An 18,748-nucleotide genomic window follows, 5' to 3' on the forward strand; every position below is an offset into this window, starting at 1 on the left:
CTTACTTATAAGCGAGCATTAGCTCTTGTAGTATATAATCCGTTAAGTCTTCAGGGCTTTTCCTGCCATCTACCCTAAGGTGTGCTAAGCTGTAAACTTCCTTTCTCCTTTCCATAAGCTCTTTGACATAATCTAAGCCTTTTTTTAAAAGGGGTCTTCCCTCTGAGTTGGAACACCTTTTCAAAAAGGTTTCAAAATCTATATCCAACCAGACCACAAAACCCACCAACTTCATCCTGTTTAAAGCATCTCCGTTGGCACCCAGCCCTCCCCCTGTGCTTACCACCACTCTATCTTCGTTTAAGAACAAATCCAAAACCTCAAGCTCCATCCTTCTGAAGTACTCTTCTCCGTAGTTTGAGAATATCTCTTGTATACTCTTTCCCTCCCTTTGCTCTATAAATTCATCTAAGTCTACAAAAGAATAGGATAGTCTTTTAGCTAAAATCCTTCCTACCGTGCTCTTTCCACTGCACATAAAACCAATGAGAAAAATTCTTCTAGGTATCATACGAAAGAGTTTAGAATGTATTCCATCTCCTCCGTCCAGAGGTTTAAGAATTTGAGCTTTGATATGACTTCTTCTTTTTTCGCGTTTATCTCATTTTTCAGTTGCTCGCCAAGCTGGAAGTAAAAGCCGTCCTTGTCTTTGTAGTCGTCACACATCTGAAAAAGTATTCCAAAACTCAGTCCCGCATCCTCAAGCTTGGAAAGCAAATCCTCTTTACCTGCTATTATACCACCTGCTAAAAAGCAAGCTGAAAAGAGCTGAGCAGTTTTTTTGAGAGTTATCTCCTTTTGATCTCCCAATTTCCTTATGTCCATTACCTGCCCACCTACCATTCCCTTTACACCTGCTTTCTTGCTGATGATGTTTATGATCAGAAGTAACCTATCCGAATTTAAAGTTCTGAAGTTCTTTACATCCGAGAGTATTTCAAAGGCTAAAGTCAGGAGCGCATCCCCTGCCAAAAGGGCTATATCCTCTCCATAGACCACATGGCACGCAGGTTTTCCCCTTCTGTAATAATCGTTGTCCAGTGCAGGAAGGTCATCATGAATCAAAGAGTAGTTATGAATAAGCTCAATGGCGCATCCAACGACGATGGCATCTTGCAGGTTTCCACCATAAGCTGAGGAAACTGCGCACAACAGTAAAGGTCTAATCCTCTTTCCTTCCTGAAGGGGATAGTAGGACACAGCTTCCTGAAGTATTTTAGGCTCAAAGGAATTTAAAAAACTTCTAAGCTTTTCTTCTAGCTCTCTCTTCCACAGAAATATTTTTTTTTCCACCAAGTTCGTATAATTATATCTTAGGTGAAGGGATACATAAACAAGATAGTTATAGAAGGCTTCAAATCTTATGGAAAGGAAAGGGTGGAAATTCCCCTGGGAGAAGGTTTTATAGCTGTAGTTGGTCCCAACGGTTCGGGTAAATCAAACATAGGGGATGCCATTTCCTTTGCCTTGGGTATAGCCACTTCAAAGGCTTTGAGGGCAAAAAACTTATCCTATCTAATATTCAGTAAAGACGGGGATAAAGCAGACTACGCTTATGTGGAAGTGCATTTTAAGAACTTTGGGGCCTTTCCCATACCAGAGGAGGACGTAATCCTATCCAGGAAAGTTTATCAGGACGGAAGGAGTGTTTTTAGATTGAATGGTCAGATTGTAAGGGAAAGGGAACTGAGCGAGTTTCTTTCAAAAGCTGGCATATACGAGAACGGATATAACGTGGTCCTTCAGGGAGATATAGTTAGGTTTCTTAAGATGACACCTGTGGAGAGGAGAAAGCTCATTGAGGAAGTGGCAGGAATAGGCGAGTATGAAGAGAAAAAGCAAAAGGCCCTTGCCCAGTTGGGAGAGGTGGAGTTAAAGCACAGAGAACTCAGACTTTTGATAGACGAGATGGAAGTTCAGATGGAAAAGCTAAAGGCGGAGGTTGAAAAGATAAAACTTTACAGGGAATTATCTGAAAGAAAAAGAGTTTTGGAGCTAAAGCTTTACTCAAAAGATTTTTTAAAGACAGCTGATGAAAGGCACAGCGTAGAACAAAAGCTATTTTTATTAGAGGAAGAGTTAATAAACTTGAAAAAATCCAGTGAGGAACTACAGGAACAGGCAAAATTTTTGGAAAAGGAGCTCTCTCAGGTGAAGGAGATCCTTCTACCTTTCAGAGAAAAAACTGGAAGGTTGAGCGAAAGATTGGAGATGATAGATAAGGAAACACAAAACAGTTATAAAGATCTTGAAAGATTATACAGTGAAGGGCAAAACTTGGAAAAAAGGATAATGCATTTGGAGAGGGATATGGAAAGCTTGATGATGGAAGAGAAACATCTGGAGGATTTGCTCAAAGAAAAGGAGGAAGAAATTAGCAAGTTACAAATAGAATTTGAGCGGGTAATTGAGAGTTTAAAAGAAAAAGAGAGAGATATGAAGGCATCCTTTGAAGAAATCCACCAAACGGAGGAAAAGCTTAATGCGCTATTGAAATCTGTTCAAGAAAAGAAAAGTCAGATATCAAACTTGGAGCTAAAACTTAAAGAATTGGAGCTAAAGCAGGAGAAGGTAAAAGAGGAAACAAAGAATTTAGAAAATGAACTAAGCAATCTAAAAAGCGCCTTAGGAGAGGAAGCTCTAAAGAAAGAGAACTATCAAAAGATGCTGAAAGAGGAAGAGATTGCCCAAAGAAAAATAAAATCAAAGATACAAGAGCTGGAAGACAAGCTTAAGAAGTTAAGGATGGAGAGGGAGGAAATACTTCAAGAGTTGGCTGTTCTTAAGTCAAAGTTAAGAGAAGCAGATTATGCTCATCTTCCTTTTGAGGATATACATGGGGTTTATGGGAGGGTGGCGGACCTAATAAGGGTAAAAGATTACGAGTATTTAAAGGCTGTGGAAGTAGCAGGGGGGCAAAGGCTCTCTTATGTGGTAGTGGAAAACGATGAGGTAGCACAAAGGTGCATTCACAGGCTTAAAGAGATAAAGGCTGGTAGGATGAGTTTTATACCACTAAGCCACATAAAAGACTTCCCTCTTCCACCTTATCCGCGTATAAAAGGATACGTTGACTTTGTGATCAACCTTCTTGAATACGATAAGAAGTTTGAAAAGGCCATCCGTTTTGTCTTTGGGGATACGTTAGTAGTGGAGGATTTTGAAAAGGCAAGGGCCTTAGGTATAGGCAATTACAGAATGGTTAGCTTGGACGGCGAGCTTTTTGAAAAGACAGGTGTGATAAGTGGAGGATATTTGGAGTCAAAGGGCACACTCAGCAAAAGCTTTTACCAAGAGAAGGTAGTAGAGCTAGAAGGTATTTTGGATAGACTAAAACAAGAAGAAGCGGAGAATGAAAGAGAATACAAATCCTTGAGAGATGAGCTTGTTGAAAAGGAGGGTGTAGTAAAAATACTAGAAAGGAGGATAAAAGAAGTAGAACAAAGGGATAAGGAAAGTTTTGAAAAGATAAAGAGCTTAGAAGAACGAATAAGAAATGGAAAAGAATATCTAAAGGTTTTAGCCCAGCAAAGTGAAAAACTTTTAGCGGAGAAAAGGGAGATTGAGGAAGAACTTTTTTACCAAGAGGAAAAGCTTGAAAATCTAAGGTTTAGATACTCGTCCCTTCTTAAAATAGCCAAAGAATCTGGTCTGGAAGAACTTAGAGAAAAAGCTGATAAGTATAGAAGACTTTTAGAAAGGAAAAGGGAAGAGGTTTTTAACCTTAGACTGAAACTTCAAGAAACTCAACAAAACAAACAAAACATTCTTCAAGAAATAAAGCAGAAAAAGGCACAGTTGGAGGACATTCAGCAAAGTATAGAAGAGATTAACCGGAGAATCCAGGAACTAAATCAAGAAAAAGAAAAAGTTGAGGAAGAGTTAAAGAGTGTAAATCTTCAAGCTTATGAACTCTACAAAAAAGTAGATTCTTTGGAAGAAAGCATAAGACACATTACAGCTCTGCTAGGTCAGAAAAGAATGCTTATTGATGTTAGGCTGGAGGAAAGGATTGGGATAGAGAGGGAACTGGCAAAGCTAAGGGATAAAGAGGAGTTTTTATTAGAGAAAATCAGAGAATTAGGGGAGGAAAAGCCTATAGCGGAGGTTCAGGAAAGCTACACGCGCCTGAAGGATGAGCTTGCAAAAGTTGAGAGGGAAATAAACCTGCTCGGAAGCATAAACTTTAAGGCTATGGAAGATTATGAGGAGTTTAGCCAAAGACATAAGGATTATGTAGAAAGAGACAGAAAACTTTTAGAGGAAAGAAAGGCAATAAAGGAGCTGATAGAAGAGATAGAGGCAAAGAAACTAAACGCCTTTATCAAGGCCTACGAGCAGATAAACGCCAGCTTTAAAAAGATCTTTGCAAGGCTCTCTCCTGGCGGTAAAGCTCAGATGGAACTTGAAAAGCCGGAGAATCCTTTTGATGGGGGCATAAACCTGGTAGTAAAGCCGAGGGGAAAGGAAGTGCAGTATTTAGAGGCAATCTCAGGAGGAGAAAAAACTCTTGCAGCTCTATCTTTGATCTTTGCCTTACAGGAGTATAAACCTTCAATTTTTTATTACTTTGACGAAGTGGACGCGCACCTTGACGAAGCCAATGCAAGGCTTGTGAGCGAGCTGATAAAAGAAAAATCGAGATCAGCCCAGTTTATAGTGGTAACACTCAGAGAAGTCTTGGCATCTTATGCAGATAAAATCATAGGTGTTAGTAGCAGAGGGGGAGTATCAAAGGCGTTCCCCCTCAAAAACCTCACTCACTCTCTTGCCTGAAAACCGCTTCCAGCTTTTCTCTCTTCTTGATAGGTTTTAAGTATGGTTTGTCGTCCTTTACCCTAATTTCTACCGTGTCTACGTCTTGGAATGTGCCCTTTAAAAGCTCTTCTGCCAGCAGGTCCTCCACGTGCTTCTGAAGAGCTCTTTTTATACTCCTTGCTCCATACTCAGGCTTGTACTCCCTTTCCACCAACCACTCAGAAAAGCTTTTGTGTAGTTTTACCTTTAAGTTCCAATCGGTAAGACTTTTGTTTATTTCTGCAATTTGTATGTCAAGTATTTTCAGTATGTCTTCTTTCTCTAATGCTCTGTAAACTACGATTTCATCCAAACGATTTAGAAATTCCGGATTGAACGATCTTTTGACTTGCTCCATTACGTTCTTCTTCATCTGTTCAAAGTCTATGACGCCGAACTTCTGCTCAAAGCCCATCTTTCCACCGTGAACTATGAGCCTTGCTCCGAGGTTGGATGTCATGATTATGATTGTGTTGGAAAAATCTACCGTTCTACCCATAGCGTCTGTTAGCCTTCCGTCATCAAATATTTGCAGGAATATGTTGAACACATCTGGATGAGCCTTTTCTATCTCGTCAAAGAGCAGGACAGAGTACGGTCTCCTTCTTACTTTTTCTGTGAGCTGTCCGCCTTCTTCGTATCCCACGTATCCAGGTGGTGCACCCACAAGTCTAGAGACTGTGTGCTTTTCCATATACTCGGACATGTCAAACCTTATTAGTGCCTCTTCTGTGCCAAAGAGGTATTCAGCCAAAGCCTTTGCAGTTTCTGTTTTGCCTACACCAGTTGGTCCTAAGAAGAGGAAAACTCCTATTGGTCTGTGTCTGCCCTTTAGTCCTACCCTTGACCTTCTTATTGCCCTTGCAATAACCTTTATAGCTTCATCCTGTCCCACTACCCTTTTCATTAATTCATCTTCTATGTGTAATAGCTTTTGAGTATCGCTCTCGTGCACTCTTTTGACTGGGATGCCCGTCCATCTTGCAACTACTTCAGCTACGTCTTCCTCTGTAACCTTTGGCCTTTTCTTCATGATTTCCTGCTTCCACTTCATTTTCATGTTTTCAAACTTTGCTCTTAGTCTTAGCTCTTCGTCTCTAAGCTTTGCAGCCTTTTCGTAATCTTGTTCCGCCACTGCAGAATCTTTCTTAGCCTCTATCTCTTTTATTTTCTCTTCCAATTCTTTGAGTTCTGGTGATAGTTGATACACCCTTAACTTTACCAAAGAACCAGCCTCATCCAAGACGTCTATAGCTTTGTCCGGCAAATGTCTGTCCGTTATGTATCTTTCGGATAGTTGCACCGCCTTTTCTATAGATTCTGGTGTGTATTCTACGTTATGGAACTCTTCAAACTTGCTCTTAAGACCGTAAAGAATTCTTATAGTATCTTCTTGGTTAGGTTCTTCTACTAAAACTGGTTGGAATCTTCTTTCCAAAGCCCCGTCTTTTTCTATGTATTTTCTGTATTCGTCTATGGTTGTAGCACCTATAACTTGTATTTCACCCCTTGCCAATGCAGGCTTTAGCATGTTGGATGCGTCTATGGATCCTTCAGCGGAACCAGCACCTACTATAGTGTGGATCTCATCTATGAAGAGTATTACGTTTGGTGCCTTTTCAAGCTCTTTGAGAATATTTTTTAAACGCTCTTCAAACTGCCCTCTGTATTTGGTGCCTGCCACTAGCGCTGCTAGGTCCAGAGCCACAACCCTTTTGTTTAGCAAAGGTTCTGGCACCTCTTTGTTTGCTATTCTCTGAGCCAAACCTTCCACTATGGCAGTCTTTCCGACTCCTGGGTCTCCTAGGAGAACGGGATTGTTCTTGCGCCTTCTGACAAGTATTTGAATTACCCTTTCTATTTCTCTTTCCCTTCCTATAACTGGGTCGAGTTTTCCTTCCCTTGCCATCTGGGTTAGGTCCCTTGAGAACCTATCCAAGTTTGGAGTGGGTGCATACTTTGTAGTTTCCTGGGGTGGTAGCTCTCCAAGGAACTGAAGCACTTCCCTTCTTACCGAATACTCGTCCAATCCAAAACCCCTCAGAATCCTACCACCAAGACCAGTCTTTTCTCTGACAACGCCTATAAGTAAGTGCTCTGGACCCACAAACTGGTGGTGGAGTATGCGCGCTTCTTCCACCGCAAACTCCAAAACTCTCTTTGCATCGGGGGCAAAAAGGATCTCTCCCGAATGGCTACCTTTTGTTATCTGACCAAGCAAGGCACGACGCACTTTTTCAGCAGTCAAACCAAACTTAGAAAGTATTAGAGTGGGTAGATCTTCGTCCTTTATAAGAGCTAAGAGTATGTGCTCGCTACCTAAGTATGTATGACCCAGCTCCAATGCTTCCTCTCTTGCCTGAAGAATAACTTGTCTTGCCTTTTCCGTAAACTTTTCAAACATAGCTTACACCTCTTGAATATTAAAGATAATTTAGCTTCCCTCAGATTGCAATGTATCTTTATCATATAAGAAGAGTTTTTTGAAAGACCTATCAATGGTTCTTATCGCCTTATGTCTATCCTTCGGCACATCTTCCAGCTCAACAAAGTACAGACAGTTGGTGACGCACTTGGACACGCAGGAAGGAAGAAGACCTCTATCTACCCTCTTGTAGCAGTAATCGCACTTTTCAACCTTCATGGTGTTAGGATTGAAACTTATAGCTCCGTATGGACAGGCTATTATGCACGCCTTGCAGCCTATGCATCTTAGCTCTTCAACGTAGACTATGCCGTCCTGTCTTTTTCTCATAGCGGATGTGGGACAGGCAGATACACAGGGCGCAGGTTCACAGTGAAAGCAGTTCATGGGCAAAAAGTAAGCAGAAGGCTGTTCATCCACACCCTCCACTCTAAAGACTCTCATAGGCCTTATGCCAAGCACTTCTAAACCCTTCTCTTGGACACAAGCTACCTCGCAAGAAAGACATCCTATACACCTATCCACATCTATGAGCATTATAGGTCTTTTCATCGTAACTCTCTCACATAGTGTTATGCTTTCTGACTGTGGAAACATTCTATCTAAAATATATAATAAGCTACTTGAACAACCAAGGGAAAATTTTAAAAACCTTAGGGTCTAACGGATCATGAACGAAGACATGCACAGTGTTATTAAGAAAAGTTCTCATCAATATAGCCTGTCCGAATATATAATCCTTCCATCTCTGATTGTCATAGCAACCTTTGCAAAGCCATCATCCCAATCTACCAAAATCAGGTCTGCGGCCTTACCTTCCTCAATACTTCCCTTAGTGTTCAGGTTCATCGCCTTTGCGGGATTAAGCGTTGCCAGCTTTACCGCCTCGTGAAGAGAGAGTATGCCCTCCGCGCTAAGCTTGAATATTGCTTGAATCAGTGTCGATGGTTTGTAGTCTGAGCATAGGATGTTAGCGTAGCCAAGTTTGATAAGCTCCCTCGCGCTTAGGTTTCCGTAGTGGGACGAACCTCTTACCACGTTGGGAGACCCCACGCATACGTTCATTCCAAGCTCTTTGGCTGTTTTTGCCGCTTCTATGGTCGTGGGAAACTCTGATACAGTAATACCTCTTTCGTAGACCCACCTAACCTTCTCTTCGCTGTCATCATCGTGAGAAATCAGAGTTATCCCCTCTTCTTTACAGTTCCTAAGAAATTGGTCAATCTCTTTCATAGCTTTTTCTCTGAAAGATAGCTTTTCTTTTAGAAGAGTGCTCACGCTTTCTGAATCCATCTTATAGGTTTTTTCTAAATACTCTCTATAAGCCCTTTCTTCTTTAAACTGTCCCTGTCCTGGTGTGTGATCCATGATGGACAAAGCGTCTATGGCACGTTCTTGTATTAGTTTGCTTAGATATTCCATGCCTTTCAAATTGGTTATTTCAAGCCTTGCGTGAATCCTGTTATTTGTCAGGAGTTTTGGGCTTAGTTTAAGGATGCTTTCCGTTAACTTTTGTGCAAGTTGATTGCTTCTTAAACCAAGCTCTTTGTCCGCAAAGGAGATGGCATGAAAAACCGTAGTTATGCCCCAAAGGGCCAACTTTCTATCCAACTCCAAGATAGCCAATTCAAAGGGGAAAAAGGTGTTTGGCCTTGGCTCTACTTCCTTCTCTATGGCATCGCTGTGAGTGTCTATAAGTCCAGGTAAGAGGAACATATCTTCTGCATTTATCTTTTTTACCCTGTATTTTGGCTGACCCTCTCCTACCTCCAAAATCTTTCCTTCACCCACAAGCACGTATCCTTGTTCCAAAATACCAAAAGGAGTAACAACCTTTGCCCTTTCAATCAAAAACTCGCGCATGTTTTCTCACCTCCAAGATTCTATCTGCGATCGCTTTCAGGTGATCTTTGTTGTGGAATATACCTATCATTCCCACTCCCTCCTCCTTTAGCTCCTTTAGAATTTCCAGCACTATCCTTGCGGATTTATCGTCCAAAGAAGCGGTAGGCTCGTCAAGAAGCAGAAGTCTTGGCTTCCATATTATAGCTCTGGCGATGTTTACCTTCTGCTGTTCTCCACCGCTAAAGGTAGATGGATAGGCATCAAGCAGATTGGATGGTATGCCAAGCCTTCTTAAGAGCCATCCTGCCATCTCTCTTGCTTCCTTTTCATCCAACCCAAAGTATCTAACAAGAGGTTCCGCCACTATATCCACTGCAGACACCCTGGGAATAACGCTGAAAAACTGGGAGACGTATCCTATCTCTCTCCTTCTTAGTTCTATTATTTGCCAGTCGGGAGCCCTTTCTAAAGCAACCAATCCGTATTTGTAAGAGTTGTAAAGAATATGACCCTCTGTTGGTATATAAGTGCGATATATACACTTTAGGATGGTGCTTTTGCCCGCCCCACTTGGTCCGTAAAGAGCCAAAAACTCCCCTTCTTCCAACTCAAAGCTTATTCCGTTGATGCTCTCTATTGTCTTTCTTTGACCTACCTTAAGCTCAAAGTTTTTTGATAAGTTCTCTACCTTCAGAAGCATCTTTCCCCTCTAAAGTTGAGATGATACTAGAAGTTGTGTATATTCGTGCTGAGGGTCGTTGAGTATTTGGTCTGTGAGCCCCATCTCCACGATTCTCCCAAGCTTCATAACAATAACTCTATCCGCCAAAAGGTTTATCACCCTCAAGTCGTGAGAAACAAAGATCATTGAAAGGTTTAGCTCTCGGTGGAGCTTTCTTATCAGGTCAAGGACCCTTGCTTGCACAGAAAGGTCCAAGCCAGTGGTTGGCTCGTCTAGAAGAAGGATAGAAGGCTCGTTGGCGAGAGCTTTTGCTATCTGCACCCTCTGTTGCATTCCCCCGCTTAAGCTCTTAGGAAGGTCCTTCATCCTTTGAATTGGAAACTCCATCTTTTCCAAAAGGGATTCAACTCTGGTGTTTATGAAGCCGTAATTTCTCCAACCTGAGACGAGCAGCCTTTCCGCTACATTTCCCGCGGCGCTTACGTTTGCATTTAGACCAAGCAATGGATTTTGATAGACCACGCTTATGACCGTGTTTTTTAGCATCCTTTTTTGGTAGGAGTTCAGAGAGAAGAGGTTCTTACCATTTACCCACTCCGCCCCTCTAACATCGTAAAGATAAACCTCTCCAAAGGTTGGCTCCATTTCAAAGTTTAGAAGCTTTATCACTGTGCTTTTTCCGGAACCGCTTTCTCCCAAAATGCCCAAAACCTCTCCTTCGTAGAGCTCAAAGGACACATCGGCGCAGGCAACTACAGAGCCACATTTTCTGCAAACGTTTGTTTCGTGCTCTGGTCCAGTAAGGGAAAGACACTCTGAACAGCCTCTACCGTGAATTTTAGTCAGATTAGAAACCCTTAGAACTACGCGCATGTCTGATAGCCTCCATTCTTTTTTCACAGTAGCTTGTGTCTGAGCAGGCATAAAGCCTTCTTCCAGTGCCATCTTCCACGATCTCGTCCAAGAAGGTATCCGTCGCACCACACTTGTAACAAGCTTTGCCACTAAAGTCTTCCACTCTGAATTTGAAGTCTTCAAACTCCAGAGGTTCAACTGTTGTGTATGGGGGTACCGCGTATATTTTCTTCTCTCTTCCTGCTCCAAAGAGGAAGAGGTTGTCTGCCATATTGAGCTTTGGCACGTCCCACCTGGGTATAGGAGTTGGATCCATGATGTATCGTTTATTTACCAGCACTGGATACCTGGCACCTATGGTTATCTCTCCGTATCTTAGAATATCCTCGTAAAGGTAAAGATACATCTTTCCGTAGTCCATTTCCGCGTGCATTCTTCTGGTTTCCTCTTCGCTTGGCTCAACAAGCCTTAGGGGCTCTGGATAGGGCACCTGAAGAACGAGGATTTGGTCTTGTCGTAAAGGTTCCTCCGGGATTCTGTGTCTGGTCTGAATGATCGTTGCCTTTGTGGTATCCGTAGTCGTCTCTACACCGGTCATAGCCTTGATAAACTTTCTAATATTTACCGCATTTACACTGTAATCACAGCCTTGGTCTATGACCTTTAGCACATCGTCAGGACCGATGATAGACAGGGTTATCTGAAGACCTCCTGTACCCCAACCTTTGGCTATGGGAAGCTCCCTTGACGCAAAGGGAACCTGGTAGCCCGGTATGGCTATGGCTTTTAGAATAGTTCGCCTTATTTCTCTTTTGGTGGTTTCGTCCAAAAAGGCAAAGTTGTAGTTAAGCTTCATTTTTAACTCCCGTAAACTGACTTTGTATCTTCCTTAGCCTGTCCAAATCGGATTGAAAAGTTACGTAGTGAGGAAGCTTGTAGTGATTGGCAAAGCCCATAGAATCAATGCTGTCTATGTGATAGAATACAAACTCGCTGTCTTCAGAGGGATTCTTTGGCTCTTGCGTTTGCATAGCCTTATCCAAAACCGCCATGCATATAGCCTTAGTTTCATTGTGTCCAAAGCACGCACCGTATCCCAAAGAGAACTTAGGCATACCCTCTTGGCTCTCTATCTTAGCTACCAACTCTACCTCTGTAATCTTTACTTCTCCTACGTATATTTCCTCTCCTGTGTAAGGGTGAAGCACGGTCACTGGCGCATAGCCCACCCTTAGCTCTGCTACGGTAGGATGTATGTCTCCGTAGCCCCTCATGTTGGAGTAAGCAAGAAGCAAAAGTCCTCCCGTTTCTGCTCTGGCCATAGCTTGCAAAAGGGCACTTCTTGGAGGGGGAAAGCTACTTACTGCCTCTTTCGTAATATCCACAAACTCTGTAGATTGATGAGAGGGTGCTTCTACCACAAGCCCTTCTTTTCTGAGAATTTCTACAATCTTGGGAAACTCGACAGGTAGATCTTCTTCTCCCAATTCACCTAAAAGTTCCTTCATAAACTTTTTTCTTTTATCTTCGTTTTCTTCCAAAAGCTCAAATCTAAACAGTCTAAGGCAGTAGTCTGAGGTGGGTCCCAAAATCTGTCCCCCAGGAATGTCTTTAAAAGCTGCGGAAATTCTCCTTATTATCCTCATTTTGTTCGTCTTGATGGGTAGGGAGTATCCTAAACTGGGAAGAGTGTTTCTGCTGGCTCTCAGAATAAAAGAGGCTTCAAGGAGATCTCCCGCCGCCTGCTTGATGGCTAAGGCAGCGAGCTTTGGAGCGTAAAGGGACCCTTCAGACATAACCCTATCAACCAAGAAGTAAAGCTGTTCAGCTATCTGATCAACGGATAGCAGTTTTGACTTTCCCTTAAGCCTTTGATACTCTAAAAGCTTACAGGCGTATTCTATGGCTTTTTCACCACCTCTAACCGCTACGTAACCCATTTTATAACACCTCCACCTTTACAGACCTGGGAATGCCTACGAGCATTCCCTTTTTATCAACAAAAAAGCAGTCTATTCCCAAGGGGAAAAGGTGATTTACTTGAGACAGAGTTAGGAACTCCTGCGGTGGCAGACCAAAGAGGCTGATCAGTCTTTCACCTTTAACCCCCGGTCCGGACAATCTAAGAACAACACCACCCCCTATTCCTTCCTGCACCCCTTCAACCAAATAGATGACAGTGGCGGACTTTTCTGGGTTGCGAAGTTCTCCCACTTTAACATCCCAAAGCCTTTCTTGCAAAGCTTCCGTTGTTATTACAAAATCCGCCTCCTTTATAGGCAAAACTTTACTTTTGGTTAGCTTGATTATCCTTTCCTCTAAGGCTTTGCTGTTTGGACCTATCGCACAGAAGCTGGTGTGCCCGTCTATGAGCGTAAGAGCTATGGTACCTAATGTCCAAAACTCATCACCTAAGAATTGGTAAAGTTTCTCTGAAAACTCAAGGCTTTGAACTTTGCCAGGAAAGCTCATTGCCCATAAAAGACTTTTAAACACCTTCTGAGTGAAAAAATACCTCTTTCTGCATGGCTTTACCTTTTTACCATCGTTTCAAATTGGACTTTGGTCTTTGCTATAAGCTTTCTCTCTTTTTCCCAGCTTTCTTCGATCTTTTTCTTTTCCTTACTCAAGAACCGATAGAGTTTTTTCTTTAGGCTTTCCTCCTCCGATTTAAAGATCGCTTCTAAGACAGCCACCGCAACAGCCTTTTCCTCTTCCTCCGCCAAAACCAAACCATAGCCCTCAATACCTTTATACTCTACCTCCGCTTCAAAGACCAGTGCCTCTCCCAAACAGAAATCTACACCAAAGCAATCTTTTGCCTTTATCATCAAACACCCAGGCTGTGGTCCCCCCTTTACCTTTACCTCCTCCATGGGCAAAATATTCAAAAGCCTTTTCAGAGCCCTTTTGTCCATTTGAACTACCACTTCCCTAAAGTCCAGATCCATCATACCAACCTACTCCTCAGATAACTAGAGAAATAGTCTATGAGCGCTAAGGTGAAGAGTATGACTAGTATCATCACGGATACTTTCTCAAATTCAAGGAGTTTTATCCTCATCACAAGTTCAAAACCTATTCCCCCCGCTCCCACCACTCCCATTACAGTGGCAGCTCTTACGTTTCTGTCCAGTATGTAAAGGTTATAGCTATTGAAAAGTGGAAGGATCATAGGCATTACCGCATGTCTTATGGTCTGGGTTAGCCTGGCTCCTACAGCTTCTAAGGCTTCTATTGGTCTGTAGTCCAAGTTCTCTATAGCTTCTGCGTAAAACTTAGACAAAAAGCCCGTCGTATGCAAGGCTATGGCCAAGACACCCGCAAAGGGACCAAGCCCCACTGCGCCAACAAAGATCAAAGCCAGCACAAGTTCAGGTATAGCCCTCAAAAAGTTTGCTATTTCCCTTGCAACATTATTCACGAAGAAGTTAGTTATCAAATTTCTTGCCATAAGCATCCCCAGAGGAACGGACAGTAAAACCGCTATGGCTGTCCCGGTTATGCCGATAGCTACAGTTTCAAGCATGAGCAGGACGTAAGTTTTGAGCTCGCTAAAATCAAGTTTGAAAAACTCTCCAATCAAGGGCAGTAGGTTTTTAAAACCTCTTACCAGCTCTGAAGTATCAATGGGTAAAAACTTCAAGGACACTAAGGCAACTATGAAGGTAGATGCAAGTAGAATTAGGTCTTTGGTCTTCGTGTGGTATGCCAAGAGCTTATACTGCTGTATGTCTTCTCTTAGCTTGGCGGAAAGCCTGTCTATTAAGGATATCACTAATACTATTACTACAAGTATAGCTCCCACCTGAGGATAGTTAAAGGCCCTCATCTGGCTGTAAAACTCAACTCCAAGGCCACCTGCTCCCACTACCCCTAAGATCATAGCCACTCTGATGTTGTGGTCCAGGAGGTATAGGTTGTATCCAACGAAAAGGGGAAGTACCTGGGGTATTATGGCATGTCTAAAGACCGCAATGCTTCTGCTACCTGTAGACTGCAGAGCTTCCACGGGCTTTTGGTCTATGCTTTCTATTGCCTCCGAATAGAACTTGCCGAGAAGACCAACCGTAGAAATAGCAAGGGCTATAATTCCGGGCAAAGGTCCAACGCCAAAGGCTATCACCAAGATGAGTGCATAGAGAAGCTCTGGAATAGACCTTAAGAAATTCACCAGCCCGCGAAAGGTGTAATAAACAAGAAGGTTTGGTGAAGTGTTTCTGGCAGACAAAAAACCCACCGGAAGGGAAAGAATACTTCCTATTATGGTTCCCCAAAGACCTATGGCTACAGTCTGGAAAGTAAGATTTATTATGTTTTCCAGGTTACTAAACTGCGGTGGTATCATTTCCTCAATTATAGCCAAGGAGTTGGAAAATCCCCCCACCAGGGCAAAGACATCAAACTTTGAAAATCTAAAGGAGTAGTAAAGGACTACTAAAAACAAGAGCCACCAAAGGTATTTGAAGGAAGGAGTTGGAAGACTATACCTCAAAGTATACTTCCTCCAACTCTGTCTCGTAAAGCTCCCTCGCCATGTCTAAGCTAAAGTCTGACTGAGGTCCGTCAAAGTATAGCTTTCCATCCTTTAGTGCCACCACTCTGTCAAACTCTTGAACGTAGTAAAGATGATGAAGCACACAGATCAGGGTTATACCTTTTTCCGCACTTATTCTCAGAAGCAGGTTTATTATCTTTCTGCTTGTCCCTGGGTCCAAGTTGGAGATAGGCTCATCCGCAAGCAAGACTTCCGGGTCCTGCATAAGCGCCCTGGCTATGGCTACCCTTTGCTTTTGACCACCGCTCAGTCTATCTACTCTGGTGTATGCGTGGTCTGCAAGACCTACGTATTCCAAAAGATAGAGAGCCTTTTCTTTAACTTCCTTTGGGAAGTAGCCTATGCTGGTCATTAGATAATCTATTCCTCTGTCGTATTTACCCAAGGCTCCCATCATCACGTTTTCTAAAGCGGTCACCCTTTCCACGAGGTTAAACTGCTGGTAGATTTTCCCAATTCTTTTGCGGATGTTTCTCAGCATTTCCTTTTTGCGAAAATCCACCTTCGTACCATCAAAATAAAAGTCTCCCCCATCGGGAAGGACAAAGCCGTTGATAACTCTCAAAAGGGTGGTCTTACCAGACCCGCTTGGACCAATGAGGGCAAGGACCTCTCCTCTCTTGACCTGCAAGGAAACATTATCCAACACCTTCTTTTTACCAAAGCTTTTGTTTATGTTGTTAAGGAACAGCATACCTTGCACCTCCATTTACTTGCCCTTCTGAGCGTCTATAAACTTCTTCACTTCCTTTATGATCGCATAGTCTTCATCTGAGACGAGCTTATATCCTACTATCTTTCCGTATCCTGCTACCACATCCCTTGGTACTCTGGTGATAGACCTTCTGAGAGCTTCCTTGACGTTTTCTGGTAAGTCCTTTCTGTAAGCCATAGGAGGACCTGGTATTTCTGGAGACATCCATATAACCACGTTGCTCTCCTTTGTGATCTTACCTTCCCCTAAGAGCTTGTAGTAGGTTATGTCGTTGTCAGCTACTATATCCAAAGTCTTTTTGAAGATTGCTAACTCCGCTGCGTCGTGGGTTCCAACAAAGCTTACACTCTTGAAGTATTCCTTGGGCTCAATACCAGTCTTGGCCATGTAGTAGTAAGGGATCGCGTATCCAGAGGTGGATGCCGGGTCTGTGAAAGCAAATTTGAATTTTGCTTTGTGTTTTTCAAGCATTTCCTTTAGGGCTTTAAGGCCACTTTCTCCTTCAAGGGGCTTGGTAATACCAAGAGCTTTTGCTACCTCTGGCGTTGCCACAAGATAAGATCTGTAGGTAGTCCTTCCCTTTTCATCAACTCCCACAGCGAAAGCCTCCGCACCCGCTCTTTCGTTTGCCAGCACATAAGAGAAAGCTCCAAACCACGCAAAATCCACTTTCTTTGCCCTCATAGCTTCAATAACTCCCGTGTAGTCAGTTGCTGTGAACATCTCAATGCACATCCCCATGTCCTTTTCCATCCACTCTTTCATAGGCTTGTATCGCTCAATCATGGACTTAGGATCCTCTGCAGGTATAAGACCCATTACCAAACACTTTTTTTCTGAGGCATAAGATGTACTCCACACAAGCGCACTCAAGAGAGTTACAAGTAAGGTTCTAAGCATTCCCTTCATGGCTGTACCTCCAATACAGTTTTGCAAGCATTTTAGGAGCCTTTTGTTAAGAAACTGTTAAAGATTTAAAATGTTACTTATGAAAGCAAGGTTTCTCATTTTAATATTCACAGTTTTTTTAATAAGCTGTGCCCCTTCTACAAGTTCCTCTTTTACTCTCCTTCCAGAAAGAAAGGAAATAGAAATAGGACAAAGCTATATCCCCGTTGCCATAGAAGAGTTTGATGGTCTATATTCCCACAGAGAGGTTCAAGACTACCTTAGCCAACTTGGAAATAGGCTTGCAAAACACACCCAAAGAAAACTGCCTTACAAATTCTATCTGGTAAATTCTGAGCAGGTTAATGCTTTTGCCCTTCCAGGAGGACCGGTTTTTATAACGGTTGGGCTACTTTTTCAGCTTGAAAACGAAAGCCAGTTAGCCAGCGTTTTGGGACACGAGCTTGGGCACATAAACGCCAGACACCACGCAAGATTCCTTGAAAAGATGGTAGCCCTAAACATCCTTCTAAACATAGGTTCCGTATTAATTTCAGACAAACCCTACGGACAAGTTCTTATACAGTTTGGTCACATAGGAGCCCAACTTTTATCCCTTAAATTTAGCAGAGACCAAGAAAGAGAAGCAGATAGGTTTGGTATAGACTACACTATAAAAGCAGGATACGATCCAAACGGCCTAATAGAGGTCTTTCATATATTCAAGAGGTTAGAAAAGGACAGACCACCCGAATGGCTCTCTACCCATCCACTTCCCGAAACCAGAATAAGGGAAGGCGCCAAGTATATTAGCTCTCTTTCCTTGTCTGGAAGTCTAATCAAAGACAGCCAAGATTTTCAGAGAGTTAAAGCAATAGTGCAGAGCACAAAGCCTTCTTTAGATGAGTTTTATAAGGGAAAGAAACTATACAAAGAGGGAAGAAAGGATTTGGCTTACAGGCACTTTTTTAGGTCTGTAGAGCTTTGGGACAAGAATTATATGCCCATGGTCTATCTGTCCATAATGCTTTTGGATTATGGAAGAGTTAAGGAAGCTTTTGAATACGCAAGCAGGTCTTATTCAATCGCACCCAATGTATTTTCTACCAATTATGTAATGGGTTTGGTGCAGTTTACAAAAGGAGACCACAGAGATTCAATCAAATACCTTGAAGAAGCGCGTAAGTTGATCCCAGACTATCCGGATGTCTATTACTACTTGGGAAGAAACTGGGAAGCTCTGGGAGACAGGCGGAAGGCTTTTGAGAACTACAAAACGGCGGTTGAGCTTTCGGATGGAAAAAGGCCGTGGGAATCAGATGCAAGGGAAAGGTTGAAAAGGTTGTAACTTAGGTTATATTTTAATATTATGAAATTTTTAACCATAATTTTAACCTTGAGCCTTCTTCTGTTTTCCTGCAAAAAAACGCATGAGTTTCATGGTCACTTTTACGATGCACCAGCCTATGACTTTGAGCTAACTTCCCAAGAAGGTAAAAGGGTAAAGCTCTCTGATTTTCTAAAAGAAAACAAGTTAGTTTTGGTCTTTTTTGGCTATACATTCTGTCCTGATGTTTGCCCTGCTGCTTTGACAACCTTGGCAAACACTATGAAAGAATTAAGCGAAAAGGAAAGGGAGAGAGTTCAAGTTCTCTTTATAAGCGTAGATCCAGAAAGAGACAAGCCTGAAGTGCTTAAAAGTTACGTTCCTTTTTTCTATCCAACTTTTATAGGACTTACTGGCTCCCCAGAAGAAATAGAAAGGACAGCAAGGGAATACAAAGCCTACTACAGAAAGGTGGAAGGGCAGTCTGAAGGTGGCTATCTTGTGGATCATACCGCTACCATTTACCTTATAACTCCAGACAAAAAGATAAAGCTTCTTTATACTGAGTCAAAGCAGGATCCAGAAAAGATGGCGGAGGATATAAAATATCTTCTGAAAAGCTTTTAAAGGAAATCTTTGAAAGAAACGGTTTTTAT

General features: G+C 42.4%; 16 protein-coding genes and 1 pseudogene. 3 read left to right on the forward strand and 14 right to left on the reverse strand.

Features of this window, described 5'->3' with window-relative positions:
- Position 1: 1 nt before the first annotated feature.
- Together V7P40_RS00795 and V7P40_RS00800 are read right to left on the reverse strand one after the other, a co-directional pair.
- Positions 2-511 carry a shikimate kinase gene (locus tag V7P40_RS00795; RefSeq protein ID WP_333784066.1) on the reverse strand — a complete coding sequence of 170 codons (510 nt, stop codon included), beginning with the start codon at positions 509-511 and terminating at the stop codon, positions 2-4.
- Entirely contained in the window at positions 508-1,293 is a 786-nt protein-coding gene (locus tag V7P40_RS00800; protein WP_333784067.1) for a polyprenyl synthetase family protein, read from the reverse strand. The genes V7P40_RS00795 and V7P40_RS00800 overlap by 4 nt, the downstream gene beginning before the upstream one ends.
- Positions 1,294-1,317: 24 nt before the next feature.
- Between V7P40_RS00800 and smc the strand changes: the two genes are divergently transcribed.
- Positions 1,318-4,776: a chromosome segregation protein SMC gene (smc, locus tag V7P40_RS00805; RefSeq protein ID WP_333784068.1), complete on the forward strand. Its 3,459-nt coding sequence runs from the start codon at positions 1,318-1,320 to the stop codon at positions 4,774-4,776.
- On the opposite strand, the gene V7P40_RS00810 is transcribed toward smc, so the two are convergent.
- The 12 genes and pseudogenes from V7P40_RS00810 to phnD form a co-directional block, all read right to left on the reverse strand.
- Entirely contained in the window at positions 4,757-7,201 is a 2,445-nt protein-coding gene (locus V7P40_RS00810; protein WP_333784069.1) for an ATP-dependent Clp protease ATP-binding subunit, read from the reverse strand. The genes smc and V7P40_RS00810 overlap by 20 nt on opposite strands.
- A 30-nt stretch (positions 7,202-7,231) precedes the next feature.
- Entirely contained in the window at positions 7,232-7,774 is a 543-nt protein-coding gene (locus V7P40_RS00815; protein ID WP_333784070.1) for a 4Fe-4S dicluster domain-containing protein, read from the reverse strand.
- Positions 7,775-7,933: 159 nt separating this feature from the next.
- Positions 7,934-9,085 (reverse strand): alpha-D-ribose 1-methylphosphonate 5-triphosphate diphosphatase, encoded by a 1,152-nt coding sequence (locus V7P40_RS00820; RefSeq protein WP_333784071.1) that lies wholly within the window; start codon positions 9,083-9,085, stop codon positions 7,934-7,936.
- On the reverse strand, positions 9,066-9,767 hold the full coding sequence (locus tag V7P40_RS00825) for an ATP-binding cassette domain-containing protein (protein ID WP_333784072.1): 702 nt from the start codon (positions 9,765-9,767) through the stop codon (positions 9,066-9,068). The genes V7P40_RS00820 and V7P40_RS00825 overlap by 20 nt, the downstream gene beginning before the upstream one ends.
- A 9-nt stretch (positions 9,768-9,776) precedes the next feature.
- Positions 9,777-10,622 (reverse strand): ATP-binding cassette domain-containing protein, encoded by an 846-nt coding sequence (locus V7P40_RS00830; RefSeq protein WP_345786300.1) that lies wholly within the window; start codon positions 10,620-10,622, stop codon positions 9,777-9,779.
- The gene (locus V7P40_RS00835) at positions 10,597-11,460 is read right to left on the reverse strand and encodes an alpha-D-ribose 1-methylphosphonate 5-phosphate C-P-lyase PhnJ (RefSeq protein WP_333784074.1); all 864 of its coding nucleotides are present in this window, start codon (positions 11,458-11,460) and stop codon (positions 10,597-10,599) included. Before V7P40_RS00835 ends, V7P40_RS00830 begins: the two co-directional genes overlap by 26 nt.
- Positions 11,450-12,544: a carbon-phosphorus lyase complex subunit PhnI gene (locus V7P40_RS00840; RefSeq protein WP_333784075.1), complete on the reverse strand. Its 1,095-nt coding sequence runs from the start codon at positions 12,542-12,544 to the stop codon at positions 11,450-11,452. Before V7P40_RS00840 ends, V7P40_RS00835 begins: the two co-directional genes overlap by 11 nt.
- A gap of 1 nt (position 12,545) precedes the next feature.
- Positions 12,546-13,103 (reverse strand): annotated as a pseudogene (gene phnH / locus V7P40_RS00845) (phosphonate C-P lyase system protein PhnH); the annotation flags it as partial.
- 32 nt (positions 13,104-13,135) lie between these two features.
- On the reverse strand, positions 13,136-13,558 hold the full coding sequence (locus V7P40_RS00850; protein ID WP_333784076.1) for a phosphonate C-P lyase system protein PhnG: 423 nt from the start codon (positions 13,556-13,558) through the stop codon (positions 13,136-13,138).
- A complete protein-coding gene (gene phnE / locus V7P40_RS00855; protein WP_333784077.1) occupies positions 13,555-15,099 on the reverse strand; it encodes a phosphonate ABC transporter, permease protein PhnE in 1,545 nt (514 codons plus the stop codon). The genes V7P40_RS00850 and phnE overlap by 4 nt, the downstream gene beginning before the upstream one ends.
- Complete coding sequence (phnC, locus tag V7P40_RS00860; RefSeq protein WP_333784078.1) at positions 15,089-15,871, reverse strand: phosphonate ABC transporter ATP-binding protein; 783 nt, start codon at positions 15,869-15,871, stop codon at positions 15,089-15,091. The genes phnE and phnC overlap by 11 nt, the downstream gene beginning before the upstream one ends.
- Complete coding sequence (phnD, locus tag V7P40_RS00865; protein ID WP_333784079.1) at positions 15,872-16,786, reverse strand: phosphonate ABC transporter substrate-binding protein; 915 nt, start codon at positions 16,784-16,786, stop codon at positions 15,872-15,874. It lies immediately after the preceding gene.
- Positions 16,787-16,865: 79 nt separating this feature from the next.
- Here phnD and V7P40_RS00870 point away from each other — a divergent pair, with 79 nt between their 5' ends.
- On the forward strand, positions 16,866-18,113 hold the full coding sequence (locus V7P40_RS00870) for a M48 family metalloprotease (RefSeq protein WP_333784080.1): 1,248 nt from the start codon (positions 16,866-16,868) through the stop codon (positions 18,111-18,113).
- Positions 18,114-18,161: 48 nt separating this feature from the next.
- Positions 18,162-18,719 (forward strand): SCO family protein, encoded by a 558-nt coding sequence (locus V7P40_RS00875; protein WP_333784081.1) that lies wholly within the window; start codon positions 18,162-18,164, stop codon positions 18,717-18,719.
- Positions 18,720-18,748 lie beyond the last annotated feature (29 nt).

Source organism: Thermocrinis sp. (assembly GCF_036781485.1).
Taxonomy (GTDB): domain Bacteria; phylum Aquificota; class Aquificia; order Aquificales; family Aquificaceae; genus Thermocrinis.

Coding starts and splice junctions, on each gene's coding strand:
- V7P40_RS00795 (WP_333784066.1), bottom strand. CDS start 511: ATGATACCTAGAAGAATTTTTCTCATTGGTTTTATGTGCAGTGGAAAG.
- V7P40_RS00810 (WP_333784069.1), bottom strand. CDS start 7,201: ATGTTTGAAAAGTTTACGGAAAAGGCAAGACAAGTTATTCTTCAGGCA.
- V7P40_RS00815 (WP_333784070.1), bottom strand. CDS start 7,774: ATGAAAAGACCTATAATGCTCATAGATGTGGATAGGTGTATAGGATGT.
- V7P40_RS00820 (WP_333784071.1), bottom strand. CDS start 9,085: ATGCGCGAGTTTTTGATTGAAAGGGCAAAGGTTGTTACTCCTTTTGGT.
- V7P40_RS00825 (WP_333784072.1), bottom strand. CDS start 9,767: ATGCTTCTGAAGGTAGAGAACTTATCAAAAAACTTTGAGCTTAAGGTA.
- V7P40_RS00830 (WP_345786300.1), bottom strand. CDS start 10,622: ATGCGCGTAGTTCTAAGGGTTTCTAATCTGACTAAAATTCACGGTAGA.
- V7P40_RS00835 (WP_333784074.1), bottom strand. CDS start 11,460: ATGAAGCTTAACTACAACTTTGCCTTTTTGGACGAAACCACCAAAAGA.
- V7P40_RS00840 (WP_333784075.1), bottom strand. CDS start 12,544: ATGGGTTACGTAGCGGTTAGAGGTGGTGAAAAAGCCATAGAATACGCC.
- V7P40_RS00850 (WP_333784076.1), bottom strand. CDS start 13,558: ATGATGGATCTGGACTTTAGGGAAGTGGTAGTTCAAATGGACAAAAGG.
- phnC (WP_333784078.1), bottom strand. CDS start 15,871: ATGGAGGTGCAAGGTATGCTGTTCCTTAACAACATAAACAAAAGCTTT.
- phnD (WP_333784079.1), bottom strand. CDS start 16,786: ATGAAGGGAATGCTTAGAACCTTACTTGTAACTCTCTTGAGTGCGCTT.
- V7P40_RS00870 (WP_333784080.1), top strand. CDS start 16,866: ATGAAAGCAAGGTTTCTCATTTTAATATTCACAGTTTTTTTAATAAGC.